Source organism: Rhodococcus opacus, from assembly GCF_012396235.1.
Taxonomy (GTDB): domain Bacteria; phylum Actinomycetota; class Actinomycetes; order Mycobacteriales; family Mycobacteriaceae; genus Rhodococcus_F; species Rhodococcus_F opacus.
This window is the reverse complement of the sequence record NZ_JAAXPA010000016.1, coordinates 74,554-97,550: the sequence shown is the minus strand read 5'-3', so window position 1 is coordinate 97,550 and position 22,997 is coordinate 74,554. Positions and strand designations below refer to the sequence as shown.

Annotated in this window: 19 protein-coding genes; 6 read left to right on the top strand and 13 right to left on the bottom strand. The window is 68.2% G+C overall.

Annotation, left to right across the window (positions count from 1 at the left end; all coding sequences use genetic code 11):
• Positions 1 to 11: 11 nt before the first annotated feature.
• Complete coding sequence (locus tag HGB39_RS21625; protein WP_037207372.1) at positions 12 to 641, bottom strand: DsbA family protein; 630 nt, start codon at positions 639 to 641, stop codon at positions 12 to 14.
• A 127-nt stretch (positions 642 to 768) separates the two neighbouring features.
• Between HGB39_RS21625 and HGB39_RS21620 the strand changes: the two genes are divergently transcribed.
• Both HGB39_RS21620 and pepN read left to right on the top strand, forming a co-directional pair.
• Positions 769 to 2,004: an NAD(P)/FAD-dependent oxidoreductase gene (locus HGB39_RS21620; RefSeq protein ID WP_005570668.1), complete on the top strand. Its 1,236-nt coding sequence runs from the start codon at positions 769 to 771 to the stop codon at positions 2,002 to 2,004.
• Between the two features lie 93 nt (positions 2,005 to 2,097).
• A complete protein-coding gene (gene pepN / locus HGB39_RS21615) occupies positions 2,098 to 4,677 on the top strand; it encodes an aminopeptidase N (RefSeq protein ID WP_064080459.1) in 2,580 nt (859 codons plus the stop codon).
• 21 nt (positions 4,678 to 4,698) lie between these two features.
• Here pepN and dinB read toward each other — a convergent pair whose 3' ends face one another.
• Positions 4,699 to 5,925, bottom strand: coding sequence for a DNA polymerase IV (gene dinB, locus HGB39_RS21610; protein WP_133984504.1), 1,227 nt, complete (start codon positions 5,923 to 5,925; stop codon positions 4,699 to 4,701).
• A gap of 37 nt (positions 5,926 to 5,962) precedes the next feature.
• Entirely contained in the window at positions 5,963 to 6,769 is an 807-nt protein-coding gene (locus HGB39_RS38905) for a helix-turn-helix domain-containing protein (protein WP_248949722.1), read from the bottom strand.
• Between the two features lie 99 nt (positions 6,770 to 6,868).
• On the opposite strand from HGB39_RS38905, the gene HGB39_RS21600 reads away from it, so the two are divergent.
• Positions 6,869 to 7,285 (top strand): SRPBCC family protein, encoded by a 417-nt coding sequence (locus tag HGB39_RS21600; protein WP_005264323.1) that lies wholly within the window; start codon positions 6,869 to 6,871, stop codon positions 7,283 to 7,285.
• Positions 7,286 to 7,358: 73 nt separating this feature from the next.
• Here HGB39_RS21600 and HGB39_RS21595 read toward each other — a convergent pair whose 3' ends face one another.
• The 3 genes from HGB39_RS21595 to HGB39_RS21585 all read right to left on the bottom strand — a co-directional run bounded on the left by HGB39_RS21595 (position 7,359) and on the right by HGB39_RS21585 (position 8,832).
• Positions 7,359 to 7,838 carry a DUF5130 family protein gene (locus HGB39_RS21595; RefSeq protein ID WP_005264322.1) on the bottom strand — a complete coding sequence of 160 codons (480 nt, stop codon included), beginning with the start codon at positions 7,836 to 7,838 and terminating at the stop codon, positions 7,359 to 7,361.
• On the bottom strand, positions 7,825 to 8,085 hold the full coding sequence (gene ctaJ, locus HGB39_RS38900; RefSeq protein WP_005248217.1) for an aa3-type cytochrome oxidase subunit CtaJ: 261 nt from the start codon (positions 8,083 to 8,085) through the stop codon (positions 7,825 to 7,827). The genes HGB39_RS21595 and ctaJ overlap by 14 nt, the downstream gene beginning before the upstream one ends.
• Positions 8,086 to 8,160: 75 nt before the next feature.
• The gene (locus HGB39_RS21585) at positions 8,161 to 8,832 is read right to left on the bottom strand and encodes an HNH endonuclease (RefSeq protein ID WP_164709521.1); all 672 of its coding nucleotides are present in this window, start codon (positions 8,830 to 8,832) and stop codon (positions 8,161 to 8,163) included.
• A gap of 140 nt (positions 8,833 to 8,972) precedes the next feature.
• Here HGB39_RS21585 and HGB39_RS21580 point away from each other — a divergent pair, with 140 nt between their 5' ends.
• The 3 genes from HGB39_RS21580 to HGB39_RS21570 all read left to right on the top strand — a co-directional run bounded on the left by HGB39_RS21580 (position 8,973) and on the right by HGB39_RS21570 (position 11,930).
• Positions 8,973 to 9,368 (top strand): globin, encoded by a 396-nt coding sequence (locus HGB39_RS21580; protein ID WP_005264320.1) that lies wholly within the window; start codon positions 8,973 to 8,975, stop codon positions 9,366 to 9,368.
• Positions 9,369 to 9,435: 67 nt separating this feature from the next.
• The gene (locus HGB39_RS21575; protein ID WP_005570298.1) at positions 9,436 to 11,031 is read left to right on the top strand and encodes a glycoside hydrolase family 13 protein; all 1,596 of its coding nucleotides are present in this window, start codon (positions 9,436 to 9,438) and stop codon (positions 11,029 to 11,031) included.
• Positions 11,019 to 11,930, top strand: a complete 912-nt coding sequence (locus tag HGB39_RS21570) for a DMT family transporter (RefSeq protein ID WP_005570297.1) — start codon at positions 11,019 to 11,021, stop codon at positions 11,928 to 11,930. The genes HGB39_RS21575 and HGB39_RS21570 overlap by 13 nt, the downstream gene beginning before the upstream one ends.
• 7 nt (positions 11,931 to 11,937) lie before the next feature.
• Here HGB39_RS21570 and HGB39_RS21565 read toward each other — a convergent pair whose 3' ends face one another.
• From HGB39_RS21565 to HGB39_RS21535, 7 genes are all read right to left on the bottom strand, one after another.
• On the bottom strand, positions 11,938 to 12,624 hold the full coding sequence (locus HGB39_RS21565) for a DUF8010 domain-containing protein (RefSeq protein WP_005570295.1): 687 nt from the start codon (positions 12,622 to 12,624) through the stop codon (positions 11,938 to 11,940).
• Complete coding sequence (locus HGB39_RS21560) at positions 12,617 to 13,042, bottom strand: acyl-CoA thioesterase (protein ID WP_005264316.1); 426 nt, start codon at positions 13,040 to 13,042, stop codon at positions 12,617 to 12,619. The genes HGB39_RS21565 and HGB39_RS21560 overlap by 8 nt, the downstream gene beginning before the upstream one ends.
• Positions 13,039 to 17,940: an NAD-glutamate dehydrogenase gene (locus HGB39_RS21555; protein WP_005570292.1), complete on the bottom strand. Its 4,902-nt coding sequence runs from the start codon at positions 17,938 to 17,940 to the stop codon at positions 13,039 to 13,041. The genes HGB39_RS21560 and HGB39_RS21555 overlap by 4 nt, the downstream gene beginning before the upstream one ends.
• 107 nt (positions 17,941 to 18,047) lie before the next feature.
• Positions 18,048 to 18,473 carry an acyl-CoA thioesterase gene (locus HGB39_RS21550; RefSeq protein ID WP_037207361.1) on the bottom strand — a complete coding sequence of 142 codons (426 nt, stop codon included), beginning with the start codon at positions 18,471 to 18,473 and terminating at the stop codon, positions 18,048 to 18,050.
• A gap of 1 nt (position 18,474) precedes the next feature.
• Positions 18,475 to 20,154 (bottom strand): energy-dependent translational throttle protein EttA, encoded by a 1,680-nt coding sequence (gene ettA, locus HGB39_RS21545; RefSeq protein WP_005264313.1) that lies wholly within the window; start codon positions 20,152 to 20,154, stop codon positions 18,475 to 18,477.
• Between the two features lie 133 nt (positions 20,155 to 20,287).
• Positions 20,288 to 20,716, bottom strand: a complete 429-nt coding sequence (locus HGB39_RS21540; RefSeq protein ID WP_005570290.1) for a single-stranded DNA-binding protein — start codon at positions 20,714 to 20,716, stop codon at positions 20,288 to 20,290.
• A gap of 168 nt (positions 20,717 to 20,884) precedes the next feature.
• Positions 20,885 to 22,915, bottom strand: coding sequence for a bifunctional copper resistance protein CopD/cytochrome c oxidase assembly protein (locus HGB39_RS21535; protein WP_005570288.1), 2,031 nt, complete (start codon positions 22,913 to 22,915; stop codon positions 20,885 to 20,887).
• Between the last annotated feature and the right edge of the window lie 82 nt (positions 22,916 to 22,997).

Below are 22,997 nucleotides of genomic sequence, written 5' to 3'. Positions count from 1 at the left end.
CGGGACGGGGCTCAGTCGAACTGGGGGTCCTCGGTCCGGGTGCGCTTGAGTTCGAAGAAGTGCGGGTAGCCGGCCAGCGCGACCGCACCGTCCCACACCTTGCCCGCGTCCTCGCCGCGGGGAATCCGCGACAGGACCGGGCCGAAGAACGCGACACCGTTGACGTGGATGGTCGGGGTTCCCACGTCCGGTCCGACGGCGTCCATGCCTGCGGCGTGACTCTCGCGCAGTGCGGCGTCGAACTCCTCCGATTCGGCGGCCTCGGCCAGTTCGGCCGGCAGCCCGACCTCGGCGAGCGACTTGACGATCACGTCGCCGAAGTCCTTGTTGCCGTCGTTGTGGATGAGCGTGCCCATCGCCGTGTACAGCGGCAGCAGGATCTCGTCGCCGTGCTTCTGCGCGGCCGCGATCAGCACCCGCACCGGGCCCCACGCCTTGGTCATGAGCTCGCTGTATTCCTCCGGCAGATCCCGGCCCTCGTTGAGGACGGCCAGGCTCATCACGTGGAAGTTCGCCTCCAGGTCGCGCACCTGCGTGGCCTCGAGGATCCATCGCGAGGTGATCCAGCACCACGGGCACAGTGGGTCGAACCAGAAATCAGCGACGTCCTTGGCGGTCCCGGCGTTAGTCCCAGCACTCACGTGATGCTCCTTCTCGGTGATGTACACATTCCCGTCCAGTCAACACCTCCCCTCCGGGAATCCTTCCCGGAGACCCCGCTCGCGGCAGTAGGGTCGAAAGTGGTCGACCGGAAGGGAGCATCCTCACATGTCCTCCACTCGCACGTTCGTCGTCGTCGGCGGCGGCCTCGCCGGAGCGAAGACGGCAGAAGCATTGCGTGACAAGGATTTCGACGGATCGATCATCCTCCTGTCGGAGGAGGAACATCTTCCCTACGAGCGACCTCCGCTGTCGAAGGAACACTTCGCAGGCAAGAAGGCACTCGGCGACTTCACCGTCCACAACGGCGACTGGTACCGCGACCATCACGTGGACCTGCGGCTCGGCACCACCGCCACCGCCCTCGATCTCGCCGCCCACACCGTGACGCTGCCGGACGGTTCCACGCTGGGATACGACAAGCTCGCCCTCGCGACCGGTTCGCGCTCGCGCCGCCCACCGATCTCCGGGTCCGACGCCGAGGGCGTCCACTACCTCCGCACCATCGACGAATCGGACAAGCTCATCGAGGCGGTCGCCGGTGGCCGACGACTCGTGGTGATCGGCGCCGGCTGGATCGGCCTCGAGGTGGGCGCCTCCGCGCGGGAGAAGGGCGCCGACGTGACGGTGGTGGAAGCCGCCGAAGTTCCCCTGCTCGGCTCCCTCGGCCCCGAGATCGGCTCGGTCTTCGCCGAACTCCACCGCGAGCACGGCGTTCAACTGCACCTCGGCGCCACGGTCGAGGAGATCGTCGTCGAAGACGGCAAGGCCACCGGGGTTCGGCTGGGCGACGGCACCGTCCTGCCCGCCGACGCGGTCCTCGTCGCCGTCGGCGCGGCACCCAACATCGAGATCGCGGAGCGGGCCGGACTCGACGTCGACGGCGGCGTTCTCGTCGACGCCGGGTTGCAGACCAGCGACCCCGACGTCGTCGCGGTGGGCGACATCGCCACGCAACAGCATCCGCAGCTCGGCACCCGCATCCGGGTCGAGCACTGGGCGAACGCGCGCAACCAGCCGGCCGTGGCCGCCGCCACCATGCTCGGGCACGAGGCGGAATACGGGAACCTGCCGTACTTCTTCACCGACCAGTTCGATCTGGGCATGGAGTATGTGGGGTACGCCCCGCACGATTCGTACGACCGGGTGGTCGTGCGCGGCGATTTCGCCGCACGCGAGTTCGTGGCCTTCTGGCTCGACGCGGACAACCACGTCCTCGCCGGCATGAACGTCAACATCTGGGATGTCACCGATCAGATCAAGAAACTGGTGTCGTCGTCCGCCCCGGTCGATCCCGACCGCCTGGCCGACCCCGGGGTGCCGTTGGCCGACCTGTCCGGTTAACACCCCCGGCCCACTGGTTAACACCCCCGGCCCACTCGTGATGGGATGGCAGCATCGAGTACGAGCACCGCCGCCGATCACGAGGAGACCTCTGTGGCCCCACCGAACCTGACCCGCGAACAGGCAGCCGAACGAGCCGGACTGCTGACCGTCGACAACTATCTGATCGAACTCGACCTCACCGACGGGACAGGTCAGCCCGGAGTCGAGACGTTCTCCTCTCGTACCACCGTCACGTTCGGGGCTACCCCCGGCGCGTCCACGTTCGTCGACATCGTCGCGGCCCGTGTGCATTCGGCCACGCTGAACGGCTCCCCCGTCGACGTGTCGAACTACGACGAGTCCACCGGCATCACACTCACCGATCTCGCGGAACGCAACGAACTGGTGGTCGAGGCCGACTGCGCGTACTCGCACACCGGTGAAGGGCTACACCGCTTCGTGGACCCGACCGACGACGCGGTGTACCTGTACTCGCAGTTCGAGACCGCAGACGCCAAGCGCATGTTCGCCTGCTTCGACCAGCCCGACCTGAAGGCGACGTTCGACGTGCACGTCACGTCCCCCGCCGACTGGAAGGTGATCTCCAACTCCGCGACCGTCGAGACGGTGGCGCCGGACGCCGGCCGCCACATCTTCCGCACCACACCGAAGATGAGCACCTACCTCGTCGCGCTCATCGCCGGCCCGTACGCGGAGTGGACCGACAACTACTCCGACGAGCACGGCGACATCCCCCTCGCGATCTACTGCCGCGCCTCCCTCGGGGAGCACATGGACTCCGAGCGCCTGTTCACGGAAACCAAGCAGGGCTTCGAGTTCTACCACCGCAATTTCGGCACCCCCTACGCGTTCGGGAAGTACGACCAGCTGTTCGTCCCCGAATTCAACGCGGGCGCGATGGAGAACGCCGGCGCCGTGACGTTCCTCGAGGACTACGTCTTCCGGTCCAAGGTGACGCGGGCGTCGTACGAGCGGCGCGCCGAGACCGTCCTGCACGAGATGGCGCACATGTGGTTCGGCGACCTCGTCACCATGCGCTGGTGGGACGACCTGTGGCTCAACGAGTCCTTCGCGACGTTCGCCTCCGTGCTCTGCCAGAGCGAGGCCACCGAATACACCAACGCGTGGACCACGTTCGCCAACGTCGAGAAGTCCTGGGCGTACCGGCAGGATCAGCTGCCCTCCACCCACCCAATCGCCGCCGACATCCCCGACCTCGCCGCGGTCGAGGTGAATTTCGACGGCATCACGTACGCGAAGGGCGCCTCGGTCCTCAAGCAGCTCGTCGCGTATGTCGGGCTCGACCCCTTCCTGTCCGGCCTGCGGGACTACTTCCGCGACCACGCCTTCGACAACGCCACGTTCGACGACCTCCTCGGCGCACTCGAGAAGTCGTCGGGCCGCGACCTGTCCGACTGGGGAGCCCAGTGGCTCAAGACCACCGGGCTCAACATCCTGCGCCCCGAATTCGACGTCGACGCGGACGGCAAGTTCACGCGGTTCGCCGTCCTGCAGTCCGGCGCCGCACCGGGTGCCGGTGAGCGACGGGTGCACCGTATCGCCGTCGGCGTGTACGACGACCGGGACGGCAAGCTCGTGCGCACGAAGCGGGTGGAACTCGACCTCGACGCCACCGAACGCACCGACGTCGCCGAACTCGTCGGTGTCGAACGCGGTCAGCTGATCCTCGTCAACGACGACGACCTCACGTACTGCTCGCTGCGGCTCGATCCCGACTCGCTCGCCACCGCCATCGACCGCATCGGCGACATCGACGAGCCCCTCCCCCGCACGCTGGTGTGGTCGGCGGCCTGGGAGATGACGCGTCAGGCCGAACTCAAGGCGCGGGACTTCGTCGCCCTCGTGCAGCGCGGCGTCGGCGCCGAAACCGAGGTCGGCGTCGTCCAGCGACTGCTGATGCAGGCCCAGACCGCGCTGCACAGCTACGCCGAACCCGAGTGGGCCAAGGAACACGGCTGGCCGGACTTCGCGAACCGGCTCCTCGAACTGGCGCGGGAAGCCGAGCCGGGTTCGGACCACCAGCTGGCGTTCGTCAACGCGCTGGCGGGGGCGCAGCTGTCGGCGTGGCACACCGAGGTGCTGCAGGAACTGCTCGACGCCGCACCCGAGACGGTCGGGCTTCCGGGGCTCGTCGTCGACACGGACCTGCGCTGGCGTCTCGTCACCGCACTCGCCGGGGCCGGTGAGATCGACGCCGAGGGCGTCGAGACGCCGTTCATCGACGCCGAAGCCGAACGCGACCCCACCGCGGCAGGTGCCCGCAACGCCGCCGCCGCGGCCACCGTCCGCCCGCAGGCCGCGGTGAAGGAACAGGCCTGGAACCGGGTGGTCGGCGACGATTCCGTGCCGAACATCACCGCCCGCTCGATCATCGGCGGATTCGCCGGTCACGGCCAGTCCGAGATCCTCGCACCGTACGTGGCCCGCTACTTCGCGGACATTCCCGGGGTGTGGGAGCGGCGTTCGAGCGAGGTCGCGCAGACCGTCGTCGTGGGTCTGTACCCGTCGTGGTCGATCAGCGAGGAATCCGTGGCGGCAGCCGACGAATTCCTGGCCGGCGACCACCCGCCCGCCCTGCGCCGCCTGGTGGTCGAGGGCCGCGCCGGGATCGTCCGGTCGCTGGCGGCCCGAAAGTTCGACGCGAGCTGATCGGTGGCCGATCCTGCCGGCCTAATCCGGCAGGATCGGCACCGTCACACCCTGATCCCGGCCCAGCAGCACGGCGCGGGTGACGGCCGAGGAGCCGAAGCGGTCGCGGAGACTGTCGAGCGTGCTGTCGAGTGAACTACTCGTGTACGGGTCGAACGGCAGCGCCAGCTGTTGCGGGCAGTCGTCCTCGAGGTTGGCCACCGCGATTCCCACGAGGGTGATGCCCTTGCGTTCGATCATCGGCATCGCGTTGTTCAGCAGGCCGCGGGCCGTCGTGAGGATCGTCTGCGTCTGAGCCGACGGCTGCGCGAGTGTGTGCGAACGCGTCACCCGGGTGAAGTCGTCGAACCGCAGCCGGAGCACCACCGTGCGCCCGACCCGCTCGCCGCGGCGCAATCGGCCGGCCACCCGGTCCACCAACGTCACCAGAGCGGCGTCCACATCCTCCCTCGACTTCGGTCTGCGCCCCAGAGCGTGCTGCGCGCCGACGGATCTCCGCCTGCGCCCCACCTGCACGGGACGCGGGTCGCGTGCCCAGGCGAGCGCGTGGAGGTGGTGGCCCGCCGCGGGTCCGACGATGGACACGAGCAGCTCTTCGGGATGGTGGGCGAGCTGCCCAACGGTGGCGATCCCGGCGTCTCGGAGCCTGACCGACGTCACCGCGCCGACACCCCACAGCCTTTCGACCGGCAGCGGATGGAGGAACTCGATCTCGCGGTCCGGCGGCACGTGCAGCAGTCCGTCGGGTTTGCCCACCGCGCTGGCGACCTTCGCGAGAAACTTCGTTCTCGCGATCCCGACCGTGATCGGCAGACCCACCTGCTCGCGTACGTCCCGGCGCAGACGCGCCGCGATGTCGACCGGCGCGCCAGCGATCTTGCGGAGACCGGCGACGTCGAGGAAGGCCTCGTCGATCGACAGTCCCTCGACCAGGGGCGTCGTCCGGCCGAAGACTTCGAACACCGCCTTGCTCGCGGCCGCGTACGCCGACATTCGTGGGCGCACCACGACGGCGTGCGGGCACAGGCGCAGCGCCTGCGCACCGCTGCTGGCCGTGCGCACCCCGTACGCCTTCGCCTCGTAGCTCGCGGCCAGCACGACGCCGCCGCCGACGATCACCGGACGACCCCGCAGGCCGGGGTCGTCCCGCTGCTCCACCGAGGCGTAGAACGCATCGAGGTCGGCGTGCAGGATGGTCGCCTCGGCGCCACTCGAGATGCGCGGGCGCGGCGAATCGGACACGAACATATGTTCGCATCGACCACCGACAGAAGTCGAGGGTCGTTCAGGCCGACAACAGTGTTCGCAGCGCGGTGGGTGTCTCGCCGAGGTGGGCCCCGATGGTCCTGGTCATGTGCGCCTGATCCGAGAATCCCAGGTCCGCGGCGAGTCCGGCGAGGTCACGGTCGCCGTTCTCGATCCGCTCGAGCGCCCGCCCGACCCGAACCCTGTTGCGGTACCTGGTGAGCGAGACGCCCATGACTGCACTGAACGCACGACTGAGCGCGAACGGTGACACCCCGAACCGTCCGGCGAGCGGTATCAAACCGTCCGAGCCGGGCTCGTCGTCGAGGACCGCCGCGCGGGCCGCCGCGGCCACTACGTGGTCCGGAATGCCGCCGCGCCGGTGTGAACGCGACCGCGCCCGTGACGCGGCGACCGCGACGACCGCGACGAGCCGGACGGCCTCCTCGGCGAGGGCGAAGTGGACGTCGCCCGTCCGGCCGGCACGGAGCAGGCGCCGATGAAGAAGGTCGACGCGGGCATCGACGTACACATCCGAACGGCCGAGTGTCCAGTGGTCACCGGCGATCGCACGCCAGAGCTCGGGCCGGACACTGATCGACGTGCACCGGTCTCCACCGGCGGGGTGCGCGAACTGTTCCACTTCGCCGGGTATTCCGAGATACGCCACGGTCGGATCGGCCACCGACTCACGTCTGCCGATCCGGCGAACGAATCGGCCGCCACGGACGAGCACGAGCCGGTGATCGTCCCGCACCTCCACGTCCGACCAGGCCGTGTGCACGCCACAGCAGTCCACCGCCCAGACACTCGCGCCCGGCAGACGTGCGACCTCGCTCACCGCCACAACGGGGACGCTACCCGTGGGGCCCGACACCTTCCCGCACATACGGTGGCCTGCAAGAATCTTCAATCCTCACGGCAGTTCCCGCGGCAGGCTGCAGTCATGTCATACATCTACGAGTCCACCCACATCGATGTCACACCCGCTGCCGCGTGGGACGCTCTGCGCGACTGGGGTGCGTTGCACACGCGGCTCGCCGCAGGTTTCGTCACCGCCTCGGTGATCGACCGGGGAGATCGGGTCATCACGTTCTTCGACGGTTCCGTCGTCCGGGAGCGTCTCGTCTCGTGCGACGAGGACGCGCGCCGACTGGCCTGGTCGATCGTCGACGGCCCCTACCTGCATCACAATGCTTCCGCCCAGGTGAGCGACGACGGCCACGGCGCGACCGTGTTCGTCTGGATCGCGGACATCCTGCCCGCAACTCTCGCGGAGCGGACCGCGCAGATGATGGAACTCGGCATCGACGCCGTTCGGCGGACCCTCGAAGGCGCCGATCGCGTCGTCGGCACCCGGTGAGACACCGACGGCCCGATCCGGTTCAGGAGGACTGAGCCGGATCGGGCCGCGCGGATGCTGATCTGTGTAGGTTTTACGGCGAGGCGATCGCCGCACTCATCACGCGGATGGCACTCACGAGACCGTCGATGAGGTCCCCGTCGCCGAACGACGACACGGCGGCGGTGGCGCCGAGCTGGGCGACCCGGTCGGTGACCCGGTTGGCCACGGCCCGGCCGCTGCGGATCTCGACCGTCCGCTGGTTGGGCGAGACCGCGATGAGCACGGACCGTTCCGCCTCGGGCGTCGTCGGGAACAGCGCGTCGGCGCCGGCCGCGGTGTCGGCGCCGAGGTCGCCGATGTACGCGTTGAAGCGCACCTTCGTCTTGCGGGTGCCTTCGGTGAGGGCATCGTCGAGGCGGACGAGTTCGTCCGTCGTGAACGGCAGGTCGTCGGTGAACGGCTCACCGACGCGGTGCACGCCTGAGATGCGACCGCTGGAGGTCACGACGCTGCCGACAGGCAGATTGTCCGCGGATACCGCCGACGCGGGAATCAGGTCACCACTTGCCACTTGCCGAGCCTCCAATCAGGTCTGCCGAACCGGCGTGCGCGCCGTGGTGTCCGCCGTGATGACCGTGCGTGGTCACCTCGTCGACGGCGCTCCACAGCACCGGCGCGTGCGTCCATTCCTCACCGAGGTGGAACGCGGGCGGCACGGGGCCCGGCGTCTTCTTGCCGACGAACGACATCCCCGCGAAGAAGGCGGTGATCAACGCCGGAATTCCTACGAATATCAGCACTGTCTCGAGAATGCTCACAACGCAAACGGTAGCCCAGAACCGTGCGAGGGGAAGCGTCAGGGCCGAACTTCGCGAAGCGGACGCGCGGAACGCTCAGGCGGCGCCTTCACCGAGGTAGGGCATCCACGACGGGTGCAAGTCCTTGGTGGACGCCAGCAGTCGCCAGTGCGGCCCCGACGGAGGCACGAGGGAGGCCCTGAGCGTCCAGCCGAGTTCGCTCAGCAATTTGTCCGCCTTGCGGTGGTTGCAGGGTGCGCAGCAGGCCACGCAGTTCTCCCACGAATGCTCGCCGCCTCGACTGCGGGGAACCACGTGATCGACGGTCTCGGCCTTGGCACCGCAGTAGGCGCACCGGAACCGGTCCCGGTGCATGAGGGCTGCGCGGGTCATCGGAACGCGGGCGCGATACGGGACGCGGACGTAGTTCCGGAGGCGGATCACGGACGGCACCTGCACGGACCACTGCTCGGAGTGGACGACCGGGGCCTGGGGATCCTCGTGGACGGTATCGGCTTTACCGCAGGTCATCAACACCACGGCGCGGCGGGCAGGAAGGGCGGTGAGCGGCTCGTAGGTGACATTCAGGAGAAGCACCCGGCGCTTGATCCAGAGCGGAACCGCATTCTCGCCCGGGAAAGAAGGCTCTGCGCTGCGCGCGGAGCCTTCGGTGATCACTTGTAAAGCAAACGCCCCTGAAACCCCGGCACTCCGGGCATCAGTGGGCACGAGTTGTCGGTGCGCGCGGGCGCTGTGTCGATTCTTCATGCGACCTCCGGGAGATTGCCACCAAGTGCACCATGAATTGCCTGCTCGTGCACGTCCATTTCCGACAAAAATGCAGGACGTTCGGTGAACAGACGGTGACGAAGACCGTTCGCGCCCGCACGTGCACAATGGAGGGCGCCATGACTGACGTGCAGCAGACCTTCTACGAGGCGGTGGGCGGAGCGGAGACGTTCCGCAAACTCACCGCGCGCTTCTACGAGGAAGTCGCCAAGGACGACATCGTGCGGCCCCTCTACCCCGAGGAAGATCTGGGTCCGGCCGAGCGCCGGATGCGGATGTTCCTCGAGCAGTACTGGGGCGGACCGCACACCTATTCGGACGAGCGCGGCCACCCACGACTGCGGATGCGACACCAGCCGTTCAAGATCGGCCCGATCGAGCGTGACGCCTGGCTGCGGTGCATGCACACGGCCATCGCGTCGATCGACACCGGAACCCTCGACGACGCCCACCGCAAGGCCCTCTCCGAGTACATGGACATGGCCGCGGCGTCGATGGTGAACTCCGCCTTCTGAAACCGCCCCGCGCCGATTACGCCGGTCGAGTCGTGGTGCGGGCGATCGTTTGGCACGATGGGCGTTTGTGAGCACTCCCGCCGAAACGTCCGCCGACGACACACAGCCGGCACCCTGGTGGTCCGACGCCGTCTTCTACCAGATCTATCCCCGCTCGTTCGCCGACGCGAACGGTGACGGTGTCGGCGACCTCCACGGAGTGCGGGACAAGCTGGGATACCTCGAACTGCTCGGTGTCGACGCCCTCTGGCTGAGCCCGGTGATGCGCTCCCCGATGGCCGATCACGGTTACGACGTGTCCGATCCCCGAGACATCGACCCGCTGTTCGGTGACCTCGCGACCATGGCCGCACTGATCGAGGCCGCGCACGCGCGCCAGATCAAGGTGACGATGGACCTGGTGCCCAACCACACGAGCGTCGAGCACGAATGGTTCCGCGCAGCCCTGGCGTCACCGCCCGGCAGTCCCGAACGGAACCGGTACATCTTCCGCGACGGTCGCGGTGAGGACGGCGCGGAGCCGCCCAACAACTGGCCGAGCATCTTCGGCGGGCCGGCCTGGACGCGGATCACCGAGGCCGACGGCAAGCCCGGCCAGTGGTACCTGCACATCTTCGCGACGGAACAGCCCGACCTGAACTGGGACAACCCGGATGTCGTCGAGGATCTCACGACGACGCTCCGGTTCTGGCTGGACCGCGGTGTCGACGGATTCCGCATCGACGTCGCGCACGGCATGGCGAAGCCGGAAGGTCTGCCGGACCACGACTGGTCCGCCAACGCACTGCTGCAGAACTCCGACGACGATCCGCGGTTCGACAACCCCGCGGTCCACGACATCCACCGCGGCATCCGCAAGGTCCTCGACGAGTACCCGGGCACGATGGCGGTCGGAGAGATCTGGGTTCGCGACAACGAACGCTTCGGCGAGTACATCCGGCCCGACGAACTGCACCTCGGGTTCAACTTCCGGCTGGCCGAGGCCGAGTTCTCGGCGGAGACGGTCCGGGAGGCGATCGAGAACTCCCTGACCGCCGTCGACCAGGTGGGCGGGACACCCACCTGGACCCTGTCGAACCACGACGTCGAACGGGAAGTCACCCGGTACGGCGGCGGCGAGATCGGCACGGCACGCGCCCGGGCCATGATCCTCGTAGAACTGGCGCTGCCGGGTGCGGCGTTCCTGTACAACGGCGCCGAACTCGGCCTGCCCAACGTCGACCTCCCCGATTCGGCGTTGCAGGACCCGGTGTGGGAACGGTCCGGTCACACCGAACGCGGCCGTGACGGCTGCCGTGTGCCCGTTCCGTGGGAGGGCACCGAACCGCCGTTCGGGTTCAGCACCGGCGAGCCCTGGCTGCCGATGCCACCCGAGTGGGCGGACCTCACCGTCGAGGCGCAACTCGAGGACGTCTCGTCGACGCTGTCGCTGTACCGGGCCGCACTCGAACTGCGCTCGCTGCGCCCGGAGTTCTCCGGGCCCGGGGTCGACTGGTACGGGAGCCCCGCGGGTTGCTTCGCCTTCCGCAGGCGCGGCGGGCTGATCTGCGCCCTCAACGCCACCGACGGGCCGATCTCGCTGCCACCCGGTGAGGTGCTGCTCAGCAGCGCGCCGCTCGTCGAGGGGCAGCTCCCACCGAACGCGGCTGCGTGGCTCATCTGACCCGCACTCCCGCAGTTGCGGCGGTCGTCGCAGCATCGATCCTGTTCGCCACGACGGGAACCGCGCAGGCCCTCGCGTCCCGCTCCCTCGGCTACGACCTCGACCCGCTGGCGGTCGGCTCGGCCCGGGTCGTGGCCGCGGGCGCGCTCCTCGCGGCGTTCGCAGCGCTGCGGGGCGGGCTCGGGTTCGGTGACGGCTCCGGGATGCGCGGGTACGTGCCCGCCGTGTGGGGCGGGATCGGAGTCGCGGCGTACCAACTCGGCTTCTTCAGTGGTGTGCAGAGCGCCGGGGTGGCGGCAGGAACCATGATCGCGCTGGGTTCGGGCCCCGCGTTCACCGGGGCACTGCAGTGGGCGGTGCACCGGCACCGTCCCGGCCCGGTGTGGGCCGTGTCCACCGTCATCGCGGTCGCCGGAATGGCGTTGATCGTGGCGGGCACGACGGGCGGCTCCGACTCGTCCGGGATCCTGGCGGGTGCACTCCCTGCGCTGCTCGCCGGCCTCGGGTACGCCGCCTACACGGTTTCCGGATCGTCGCTGCTCGCCGCGGGTGCGAGTCCCGAGGCGGCGATGGGACAGATGTTCGGTCTCGGTGGACTTTTCCTGATCCCCGTGCTCGTCGCGACCTGGCCCGGCGGCCTCGACACCGGACCGGGCGCTGCGGCCGCGGTGTATCTGGCGATCGTCCCGACCGTGCTGGCGTATCTGCTGTTCGCCGCCGGTCTGCGGCGGCTGCCACCCGCGACGGTCGCGACGCTGACGCTCACCGAACCGGTGGTCGCGGCACTGCTCGGGACCGCGGTGCTCGGCGAGCAGCTGACCCTGGTCGCGGGGCTGGGCATGGCGGCCGTCGTCGCGTCACTCGCCGTTCTGGCGACCAGCACCCTGCGGTCCGGCTGACGGCGCGCTACCGCACGACCGACAACGGAATCCCCCCACCGCGGTGCCGGTAGATCGACCCGAACCGGGCGTCCACCCGCAGCCACGACGCGGTGGCACGCACCCGGACCAGTTCGGCCGCATCGATGCGCTCGAGGTCGATGTCGGCGGTCAGCCGATCCGAGCCCGCGTGCGGAACGAATCCCATCGCGGTGAGTGCGAACACCACCCGCATCGGGATGCCGACCGTGTGCTCCGCGCCCTTCACCTCCAGCACCTCCTGGTCGAGGAGTGATGCGGGCGGGCCGTGGCCGCCGCCGTGCTCCTGCGCCAGGGCCGCACCGCGCTGCGCGAGGTCCACGAGGACACGCGCCGGGACGTCGTCGACGTGCACGAAGCCCTCCGTCGGAGGCAGAGCGCCCCGCCACGCCGAATCCATCGAAAACCCGGGATCGATGTCGGCGGCGGTCGCCGCTTCGAGGGCGGCGAGCAGTTGGTCACCGGCAGCCGACGTGTCGTCGGGGGTGATGGTCCCCGCGACCGTGCGCACCGCCAGCGCGTCGAAACCGGTTGCCGCCCAGATCGTCAGGCGGCCGGGTCCGCGCTGACGCAGACGCACCACCGCCGACTCGTCCAACCGGACCACCCGCGTGAGGAACGTGGCGAGATCACCGCGTTCCGTGGCGTCCGGGATCGACAGGACGCGCTCATGCACGCTGCCAGCTCTCCAGGTACGCACGCTCGACGTCGGTGATTCTGCGCAGTCGCTGGGTGTCGATGTCGAACGCCGCGATCTGCGTGGAGGCGATGATGGACGGCGCGACCGAGACATCGACGCCCTTCGGGCGGACCTCGTAGTTGATCGTGAAATCGACCGCGCGCACCTTCTCCACCCACATCAGGACGTCGAGCGGTGAATCGCTGTGCCGGAGTTGCCCGCGGTAGCGCACATGGAGGTCCGCGATGACCGCGCCGTCACGCAACGTGACAGTGGGCCGATCGTCCTCGAACAGCCAGGGAATCCGCGCCTCCTCCAGCAACGTCACCATCCGTGCGTGGTTGATGTGCTGGAAGACGTCCATGTCCGACCATCGAACTTCGACCTCCGCGTGAAAGCCCTCGCTCAACGTCATACCTCCGATCGGGTGCCCATACCTCGCACCATGCTGCGTACCTGACGCGCCGCCACCGAGAGCGTCGCGAGGTCAAGGGTCCCAGACTCGAAAATTTCGGTGAGAGCGGACCTCGCCCTGGCCAGCCGGGACGCGTTCGTCGACTCCCAGTCGTCGATCTTCTCCTGCGGCGTCTCGTGAGGTTCACCACCCAGGAGCACTTCCATCGTGAGCTGACGCAGCGAACTGTAGAGGTCGTCCCGCAGTGCGAGGCGGGCCAGCGAATGCCAGCGGTCACCCCGCGCGAGTGTGGACACGGCGCTGAGCAGCCAGTCGATGCCGAGGTGCGCGTCGAGTTCGTAGTACAGCTCGGCGACCTCGTCGATGTCGCGTTCGGCGATGTCCGCGATGTCGCTGATGTCGAGCAGGCAGAACTTGTCCAGAAGCCGGAACACCTCGAACGCGAGGTCCTCCGGCGCTCCGCGGACGACGAGCGGCCTCGCCCGTGTCTCCACGTCGGCAAGCTGATGCCCCCGCACGAGCTGCGGGACTCGCGGCGAGAGTGCGCGGAAGTCGGCCGAGTACCGGGCGATCTCGGCGCCCACGGCGAGGGGCTGAGGCCGGTTGGTCAGGAACCAGCGGGACGCGCGGTCGAGAACCCGGCCGGACTCGAGAATCAGGTCGTCCTCGATGTCCGCCGCGATGTTCGCCGACCGGATCCTCGACCACAGCTCGGGCAGGGCGAAGATCTCGGTGACCGCCGCGTAGGCGCGGATGGCGTCGGTGCTGCTCGCACCCGCCTCGTCCGCCAATCGGTACGCGAAGGTGATACCGCCGTTGTCGATGGTCTCGTTCGCGAGCATCGTCGCCACGATCTGCCTGCGCAGAGGATGCGCCTTGATCGCGGTGCGGAACCGCTTGCGCAACACTGTCGGGAAGTACCGCGGCAGCCGCGGGGCGAACGTCTCGCTGTCGGGCAGGTCGGTCGCGAGGAGATCGTCCTTGAGCGCGAGTTTCACGTGCGCGGTGAGGGTCGCGAGTTCCGGAGAGGTCAGTCCCTGCCCCGCCTGCCTCCGTCGTGCGATCTCCTCGTCGGTGGGCAGGGCCTCGAGTTTCCGGTCGAGTCCGCGACGCGACGCCAGGTGCTCGATCTGGCGGCGGTGCACACTCAGCATCGGAACCGCGCTGGTCCGGGAGACACCGAGGAGATTGTTCTGCGCGATGTTGTTCGCGAGCACGAGTTGGGCCACCTCGTCGGTCATCGACGCCAGCAGAGGATTACGTTCCTCCCGTGGCAACCCGCCGCTGCTCACCAACGAGTCCAGCAGAATCTTGATGTTCACTTCGTGATCGGAGCAGTCGACGCCCGCGGAGTTGTCGATCGCGTCGGTGTTGATCCGGCCACCGTTCTGGCTGTACTCGATCCGGCCGAGCGCCGTCACCCCGAGGTTGCCGCCCTCACCCACCACCTTCGCCCGCACCTCGTTGCCGTCGACGCGCACGGAGTCGTTGCTCTTGTCGCCCACCATCGCATTGGTCTCGGTGGACGCCTTGACGTACGTGCCGATGCCACCGTTCCACAGCAGGTCCACCGGGGCACGCAGGATCGCCCGGACCAGTTCCGGCGGGGAGAGTTCGGTGACGGCGTCGTCGAGTCCGAGCGCAGTGCGCGCGGCGGCACTGATCGGGACCGATTTGCGCGTCCGGTCCCACACTCCCCCGCCCTCGCTGATGATGCCGGTGTCGTAATCGGCCCACGACGACCGGGGCAGCGCGAACATGCGGGACCGCTCCGCGAAGGACCTGGCGGCGTCGGGCTCGGGGTCGAGGAAGATGTGCCGGTGGTCGAACGCCGCCACCAGCCGGATGTGCCGACTCAGGAGCATGCCGTTTCCGAACACGTCGCCGCTCATGTCACCGACACCGACCGCAGAGAAGTCCTGGGTCTGGGTGTCGACGCCCATCTCCCGGAAGTGCCGTTTCACGCTCTCCCAGGCGCCGCGCGCGGTGATGCCCATCCCCTTGTGGTCGTACCCGGCCGACCCACCGGACGCGAACGCGTCGCCGAGCCAGAACTTGTACTGCTCCGCAACAGAATTGGCGAGGTCGGAGAATTTCGCGGTCCCCTTGTCCGCGGCCACGACGAGATACCGGTCGTCGCCGTCGCGCCGCACCACCCGGGCCGGGGGCACGATCTCCCCCGACGCCTGATCGACGTTGTCGGTGAGGTCCAGGAGCCCGCAGATGAATGTGCGGTAGCAGTCCTGACCCGCCTCCAGGGCGGCCGCGCGGTCGGCCGCCGCGTCGCCCGAGGGTGTCGGCGGATTCTTGACGACGAAACCGCCCTTCGCGCCGACCGGGACGATCACCGCGTTCTTGACGGCCTGAGCCTTCGCCAACCCCAGGATCTCGGTGCGGAAATCCTCACGCCGGTCCGACCAGCGCAGCCCGCCGCGGGCGACGGATCCGAACCGCAGGTGGACACCCTCGACGTCGGGCGAGTACACGAAGATCTCGTACTTGGGGCGGGGCTTCGGCAGTTCCTGGATCGAGGTCGGATCGAGCTTGATCGACAGGTACGACGGCGGCTCCCCGGTGCGGCCGACGACGAAGTAGTTGGTGCGCAGCGTCGACTTGATCAGCCCGAACAAACCGCGCAGGATGCGGTCCGCGTCGAGGCTGACCACGGCGTCGATGTACTCCCGCAGACGGGTGTCGAGTTCGGCGACCAGGTCGGGTGAGGGCGTCTCCGGGTCGAACATCGCCTCGAACAACTCGACGAGCGTGTACGCGGAGCGGGGATTCGCCAGCGCAACCCCCTCGATGTGGAACTGACTGTAGGGAAACCCCGCCTGGCGCAGGTACTTTGCGTAGGCCCGCAGGATCACGGCCTGCCGCCACGACACTCCCGCCCGCAGGATCAGCTCGTTGAACCGGTCGGCCTCGGCCCGTCCGAACCAGACCGCGGTGAAGGCATCGGTGAACCGTTCCTGAAGCTTCGGGGCGGCGGCGGACGCCTCCTCGGCGGCGAGTTCGGCGTCCAGGTCGTCCTCGACCGAGGAGCGGAGCAGCTCCGCCGGCACCGACAGCCCGAAATCGTAGATCCAGCACGACAACCCGTCCGGCCGCGGAATCAGGTAGGGCCGTTCGTCGAGCACCTCCACACCCAGGCTCTGCAGCACCGGAAGTACCTGGCTCAGCGAAATGCCGTCGCCGCCCACGTACAGGGTGAATCGCCAGTGCCCGACCTCCGCCCCGGGATCGCGGTAGAGCAGCAGATCGATGGAACCGTCTTCGAGCGCCTCCAGCCTCGCGAGATCCGACAACGCGCGCGTGGCGTCGAAATCCTCCTTGTACCCCTCGGGCAGGACGGCGGCATAACGCTGCGCCAGAACGGGATCCACACCGGTGGTCACCGGGAGGAGGTCACCGAGATGGTCGTCCCAGCTGCGGCTCGCCTCGGCCAGCATGCCCTGGACCCGCTCACGGTCGGCGTCCGAGAGGTCGAGCCGCGACCCCATCTGTTCGGCGCTCTTGCGGATCGTCACGTGCAGCAACGCCAGGTCGGACTCGGTGACACGCGCGGTGTATTCCAAAGTGCCGCCACCGAATTCCCGCAGCAGGATGTCCTGCATCGCGAGCCGGACCCGGGTGGTGTACCGGTCGCGGGGCAGATAGATCAGGCAGGAGACGAATCGCCCGAGGAAATCCTCGCGCACGAACAGACGCACCTGACGCCGGAGCCCGATGCTGTGCACGGCGGTCACCGTGTCGAAGAGGGTGTCGGCGTCGCTCGAGAACAGCTCCGTGCGCGGGAACGACTGGATGACCTCCAGCATCGCCTGCCCCGAGTACGAATTCAACTGGAACCCGGCCCGATCGATCACCTTGCGCACCCGGCGGGCGATCACGGGAATGTCGAGGACGTTCTCGTGCAGCGCCGTGACCGTGAAGACGCCGAGGAACCGGTGCTCACCGGTGATGTTGCCGTTCTCGTCGAGGATGCTCACGCCGACGAAGAACGGGTAGACCGAGCGGTGGACGGTCGCGGGGAACGAGCCCTGCGTGAGCACGAGCAGGGGCCGGTCGGGGATCTCGGCGGCCGGCGGCAGACTCAGCGGACCTTCGGTGACCGTGTCGGAGCGCAGCAGTCCGAGACCGCTGCCCGGCACCACCTGCAGGCTGCGGGCGCCGGAGCTGTCCGGCTCCCCCAGTTCGAAGCGGCGGTAGCCGAGCGCCGCGTAATTGCCCTGCGACATCCACCGCAGCAGATCGGCGCAGTCCTCCAGGTCGTCCTTCGTCACGCCGGGACAGGGTGTGGACGTTTCGAGTTCGTCGGCGAGCGTCCGCTCGAGCTTGCGCATGATGTCGGTGTCCCGGACCACCTGGCGCACGTCGGCGAGGACGGTGCCGACTTCCTTCTCGAGTGTGTCGAGAACAGCGGCGTCGGCACGTGGATCGAGTTGGACGTGGATCCACGACTCGGAGACGGCGTCCTCGTCGGCGTCCTTGGCCTTGTCTCCCATGAGGATTCCGCGCAGCGCGCCGATCGGATCGCGCCGGACCGAGATGATGGGGTGCACGAATTCGCTGATCCCGATGCCGAGGCGGTTCAGCAGCGCGGTGATCGATTCGACGAGCAGCGGCATGTCGTCCGTCACGATTTGCAGGGACGCACCGAGTTCGCGCCCGTCGCCCGGGCGGTAGACCCGGGTGACCGCGCGTTCCGGCGGACGATGCAGGGCGAGTGTCAGATGCGCGCCGAGCACGGCCCCGGAGGCGCCGTTGACGGCGCTCTCGCTGTCACCGCGATCGACGTGACGGAAATACACCGCCGCGAGGGTCGGCACCTGAGACCGGAGACCTTCGGGCAGATCCCGCGCCCACTCCGCATCTTTCAGTGCTGCCGATTCCGTCATCGGGGCTCACTTCCTCTTCGTTCCGATCGCCGCGGGCAACTCTCTCGAGACTAGCCCGCGGCGATGGGAACAGAGGGTGAACTTCGGGCACCCGCGTGCCGGATCCGTCAGCCGGTGGTCACCGGCGCAAGGTACCGCTCGAGCGCGTCTCGTTCCGCCGCGGACAGCGGACGCGAGCGTTCGGCCTTCACGTCGAACGCCACCATCAGGGCGTCGCCCGTCGCGCAGCGGACCCCGTCGCGGTTCGTGACGACGTGCCGGATCGTGTACGACGAATTACCGACATGGAGTACCGACACGTCGATCGTCAACGGCCCGGAGGCGTCGGTGACGGGACGCAGGAATTCCACGTCCATCTTGCGCACCACCGTGGCACCCGCCCGGGCGCCCGCCGACTCCAGCTCCGACGACAGGAAATGCACACGTGCTTCCTGCATGTACTCGACGAAGCGGGTGTTGTTGACGTGCCCCAACCGGTCGGAGTCGCCCCACCGGACCTGGATCTCGTACGTGAAAACCTTCGGCTCCACCAGGTCAGTCCCTCGTGAGCTTGCGGTGCGTCACCCGGTGCGGACGTGCCGCGTCCGGTCCGAGCCGCTCGACCTTGTTGGCCTCGTAGCCCTCGAAGTTGCCCTCGTACCAGTACCAGGCGGCCTCGTTGTCGCCGAAGCCACCCTCCCACGCGAGGATGTGCGTGCAGGTGCGGTCGAGGAACCAGCGGTCGTGCGAGATCACGACGGCGCAGCCGGGGAACTGCTCGAGGGCGTTCTCCAGCGAACCGAGGGTCTCGACGTCGAGGTCGTTGGTCGGTTCGTCGAGCAGGATCAGGTTTCCGCCCTGCTTGAGCGTCATCGCGAGGTTCAGGCGGTTGCGCTCACCACCGGAGAGGACGCCCGCCGGCTTCTGCTGATCGTGGCCCTTGAACCCGAACGAGCTGATGTACGCGCGCGACGGCATCTCGGTCTGGCCGACCACGATGTGGTCGAGACCGTCGGACACGACCTCCCACACCGTCTTGTCGGGGTCGATGCCCGTGCGGTTCTGGTCGACGTAGCTGAGCTTGACGGTCTGACCGATCTTCACCTCACCGGCGTCCGGCTCCTCGAGCCCGACGATGGTCTTGAACAGCGTCGTCTTACCGACACCGTTGGGGCCGATCACGCCGACGATGCCGTTACGCGGCAGGGTGAACGACAGGTCCTTGATCAGAACCCGGCCGTCGAAGCCCTTGTCGAGGCTCGAGACCTCGACCACGACGTCGCCGAGGCGCGGCGGCGCCGGGATCTGGATCTCGTCGAAGTCCAGCTTGCGGGTCTTCTCGGCTTCGTTGGCCATCTCCTCGTAGCGGTCGAGGCGGGCCTTGTTCTTGGCCTGACGGGCCTTCGCTCCCGAGCGGACCCAGGCCAGCTCCTCCTTGAGGCGCTTCTGCAGCTTCTGGTCCTTCTTGCCCTGGACCTCGAGCCTCGCGGCCTTCTGCTCCAGGTAGGTCGAGTAGTTGCCCTCGTAGGGGTACAGGCGGCCGCGGTCGACCTCACAGATCCACTGGGCGACGTGGTCGAGGAAGTACCGGTCGTGGGTGACGGCCAGGATCGCACCCGGGTAGGCGGCCAGGTGCTGCTCCAGCCACAGGACGCTTTCCGCGTCGAGGTGGTTGGTCGGCTCGTCGAGCAGCAGCAGGTCGGGTTTGCTGAGCAGGAGCTTGCAGAGGGCGACGCGGCGCTTCTCACCACCGGAGAGGTGAGTGACCATCTCCTCCGGCGGCGGACAGCGCAGAGCGTCCATCGCCTGCTCGAGCTGGGAATCGATCTCCCATGCGTCGGCATGGTCGAGCTTCTCCTGCAGCTCGCCCATCTCCTCCATCAGCTCGTCGGAGTAGTCGGTCGCCATCAGCTCGGCGATCTCGTTGTACCGCTTGAGCTGGACCATGGTTTCACCCATGCCCTCTTCGACGTTCTCGCGAACGGTCTTGGTCTCGTCCAGGTGCGGTTCCTGCATGAGGATCCCGACGGTGGCACCCGGAGCGATGAACGCTTCACCGTTGCCCGGCTGATCCAGCCCCGCCATGATCTTGAGGATGCTGGACTTACCCGCGCCGTTCGGGCCGACCACACCGATCTTGGCGCCGGGGTAGAAGCTCATCGTGACGTCATCGAGGATGACCTTGTCACCGTGCGCCTTGCGCACCTTCTTCATCGTGTAAATGAACTCAGCCATGGGGCCAGCCTAATGGTGAAGTGCGATGAACCCACATCGCGGAGGGTCGGGGACGTGAACGAGGGCTCCGTAGGAAGAAGCCGCGGGTACCGGCGCCGCGGGTGCGGGATGGGCGCCGATACCCGCTGGTGCGCTACGCGACGAGGGACCGAGTGGCGACCTGTCCCGTCGCCGGGGTCGCCGCACCCCCGTCCCCGGTTCTGGGCGCGCGCTCGAGGACGACCGTGCACCGGGCGAGATCCGGTCCGATCGCGGTCGCACTCAGCTCCAGGTCGGAGCGGGCGATGCCGTCCCGCGTCGTGTACTCCGTGGTGCGCAACTCGCCGGTCACGATGACCGGATCCCCCTTCGCGATCGACTGGACGACACCGGCCATCAGTCGCCGCCTGCAGGTCACCGTGAGGTAGAGCGTGCTCCCGTCGCGCCACTCGCCCGTCGCGTGGTCCCGGCGCCGGACCGTGCTCGCCATCCGGAAACTGAGGAACTCGTCACCGGCCGCATTCGACCGGGTGACCGGGCCGGTGATGACCGTTCCGACCACGGTGCCGTGTGTTTCGTACATTCGCTCTACCCCCTGTGAGTGCGGCAAGGTGCCTTCACTCACAGCGTGCCGTCCGGCACCGCCGTTGTCGGGCGGCATCCGAAATCTGTGGAGAAACGGAGCGGGTGTGGATGACACAGCTGAAACGGCGACTGAAGCTCCGACCGTGTCGGAACCGCGTGCTAGCGGTCAGTGTCCGGCTTCTCGGTCCCGTCGCGCCAGTTCCGCGAACATCGCGTTGTGCGCTGCCAGGTCGGCGTCGTCGTCCCGGTCGGCGGCCCGGTCGACCCGCCGCGCCGTGCGGCCGTCGCTGCGGGACCACTGAATGAGCAGCGCCATCATCACCAGCACCAGCGGGATCTCACCGGTCGCCCAGGCGATGCTGCCGCCCAGTTGCTGGTCACCCACCAGGTCGGCGTTCCAGCCCAGTCCGAGCGACCGGTAGTACCACTCGCCCATCACGGCGCCCATGCTCATCAACGCCACACCGAAGAACGCGTGGAACGGTAGCGAGCCGAACACCATCGCGAGCTTCGTCACCGGCTGCAGTTTGCGCGGCGACGGGTCGATGCCGATCGCGACCCAGTAGAAGAGGTAGCCGCTCAGCAGGAAGTGCAGGTTCATCAAGACGTGCGCGGAGTGCGAGTCCACGGCCGCTTCGAAGATCCCGCCGAGGTACAGGGCGTAGAACCCGCCGACGAACAGCACGGCCGCGACGACGGGATGGGTGATGAACCGGGAGAACGGGCTGTGCAGCGCAGTCAGGATCCACTCACGCAGTCCCGGCACACCGTTCTTGCCCGCCGGATCGAGAGCGCGCAGGGCCAGCGTGATCGGTGCGCCGAGCACCAGCAGGACCGGGGCGAGCATCGACAGCGCCATGTGCGCGCCCATGTGCACGCTGAACACGGCCGGTGAGTAGCGGCCGACACCCGAGGACGTCGCGACGAGAAGCACCACGCATCCGCACATCCACGCGACGGTCCGGCCGACCGGCCAGCTGTCGCCGCGACGCCGAAGTTTGCGCAAACCGAGCGCGTAGACGACGGCCAGCACGATCGCGGCGGTGCCGTAGAGGAGGTCGAAACGCCAGTCCAGCATCAGCCGGGCGAACGTCGGCGGCCCCGCCAGGTTGTAGCCGAGTTCCACCTCTGTGAGGGTGGGTGCCGCGGTCGGAGGGGGCGGCGGTGTGCGGCCGAGCCCGACGGCGAGACCGATCGTGGCGGCGAAGACCATGGCCTCCGCGCCGGCGAAACGGATCAGGTTGCCGCGGCCGGCCGGGTCCTTCTGCAGCGCGGGCAGCGCCCGTCGACGCTGCGCCCAGCCGAAGACGCCCAGGATGACGAGCGCCACGATCTTCGCGACCACCAGGCGTCCGTACGTGGTGTCGACGAGGTCACCGATCTGGACGCGGACGAGCGCGTTCACCACACCACTGACCGCCATGACGACGAAGCAGACCGTCGCGACCGCGGAGAACCGTCGCGCTGCCACATCGGTGTAGGCGCCGCGCCGGCGCGCATGGGCGAGGAGAGCGAACAGACCGCCGGCCCACAGCGAGGCCGCGACGAGGTGCAGTATCAGACTGTTCGTCGCCATGTCGTGCGAACCGCCCGACGACGAGTGCCCCGTCAACGCGAGCGGCATCAGCCCGAGGATGCCGACGACCAGAAGGATCGGCGTCCACCACCAGCGCAGCACGAGCCGGGATGCGATCGCGAGGACGATCGCGATGATCGCGGTCCAGCGCCAGGCGCCGGCGAGTTCGACCTGATCGATCGAATTGAAGATGTTGGCCGGTTCGACCGCCTCGGCGAAGGGTTGCCCGGACGTGTCCGACAATGTCAACGGGACCAGGACGAGGGCGGTCGCGGCCCACACGATCGCGGCATATGACGCGGTCCGGACCGCACGGTAGCCGTCCACGTCCAGGACACCCGATTTCTGCGGCGGTACGAAGAACGCCGCGAGCAGCAGCGACCCGATGGTGATGACCGCAGCGATCTCCGACACGGCTCGCATCGCAGGCAGTCCGTAGGTGGTGATCGGTCCGGGATCCGGAATTCCCAGCAGCACGAGCGCCTGAGCAGCGGAAAGTCCGACGACGATTGCCGCGACCAGACCGGCGATGAGTCCGCCGACGACGAACAGGGCGGTCGAATCGGCGCGATCCGGGGGTTTCGATGCCGGGTCGGACGCCGCGAGCTGGGGTGTAGCCATACATCAAGGGTAGGACCTACGACAGGCCGTCGGAGACGCGAGGGTTCCGTCGCCGCTCCGGTTACCGTCGACAGGGACGTGT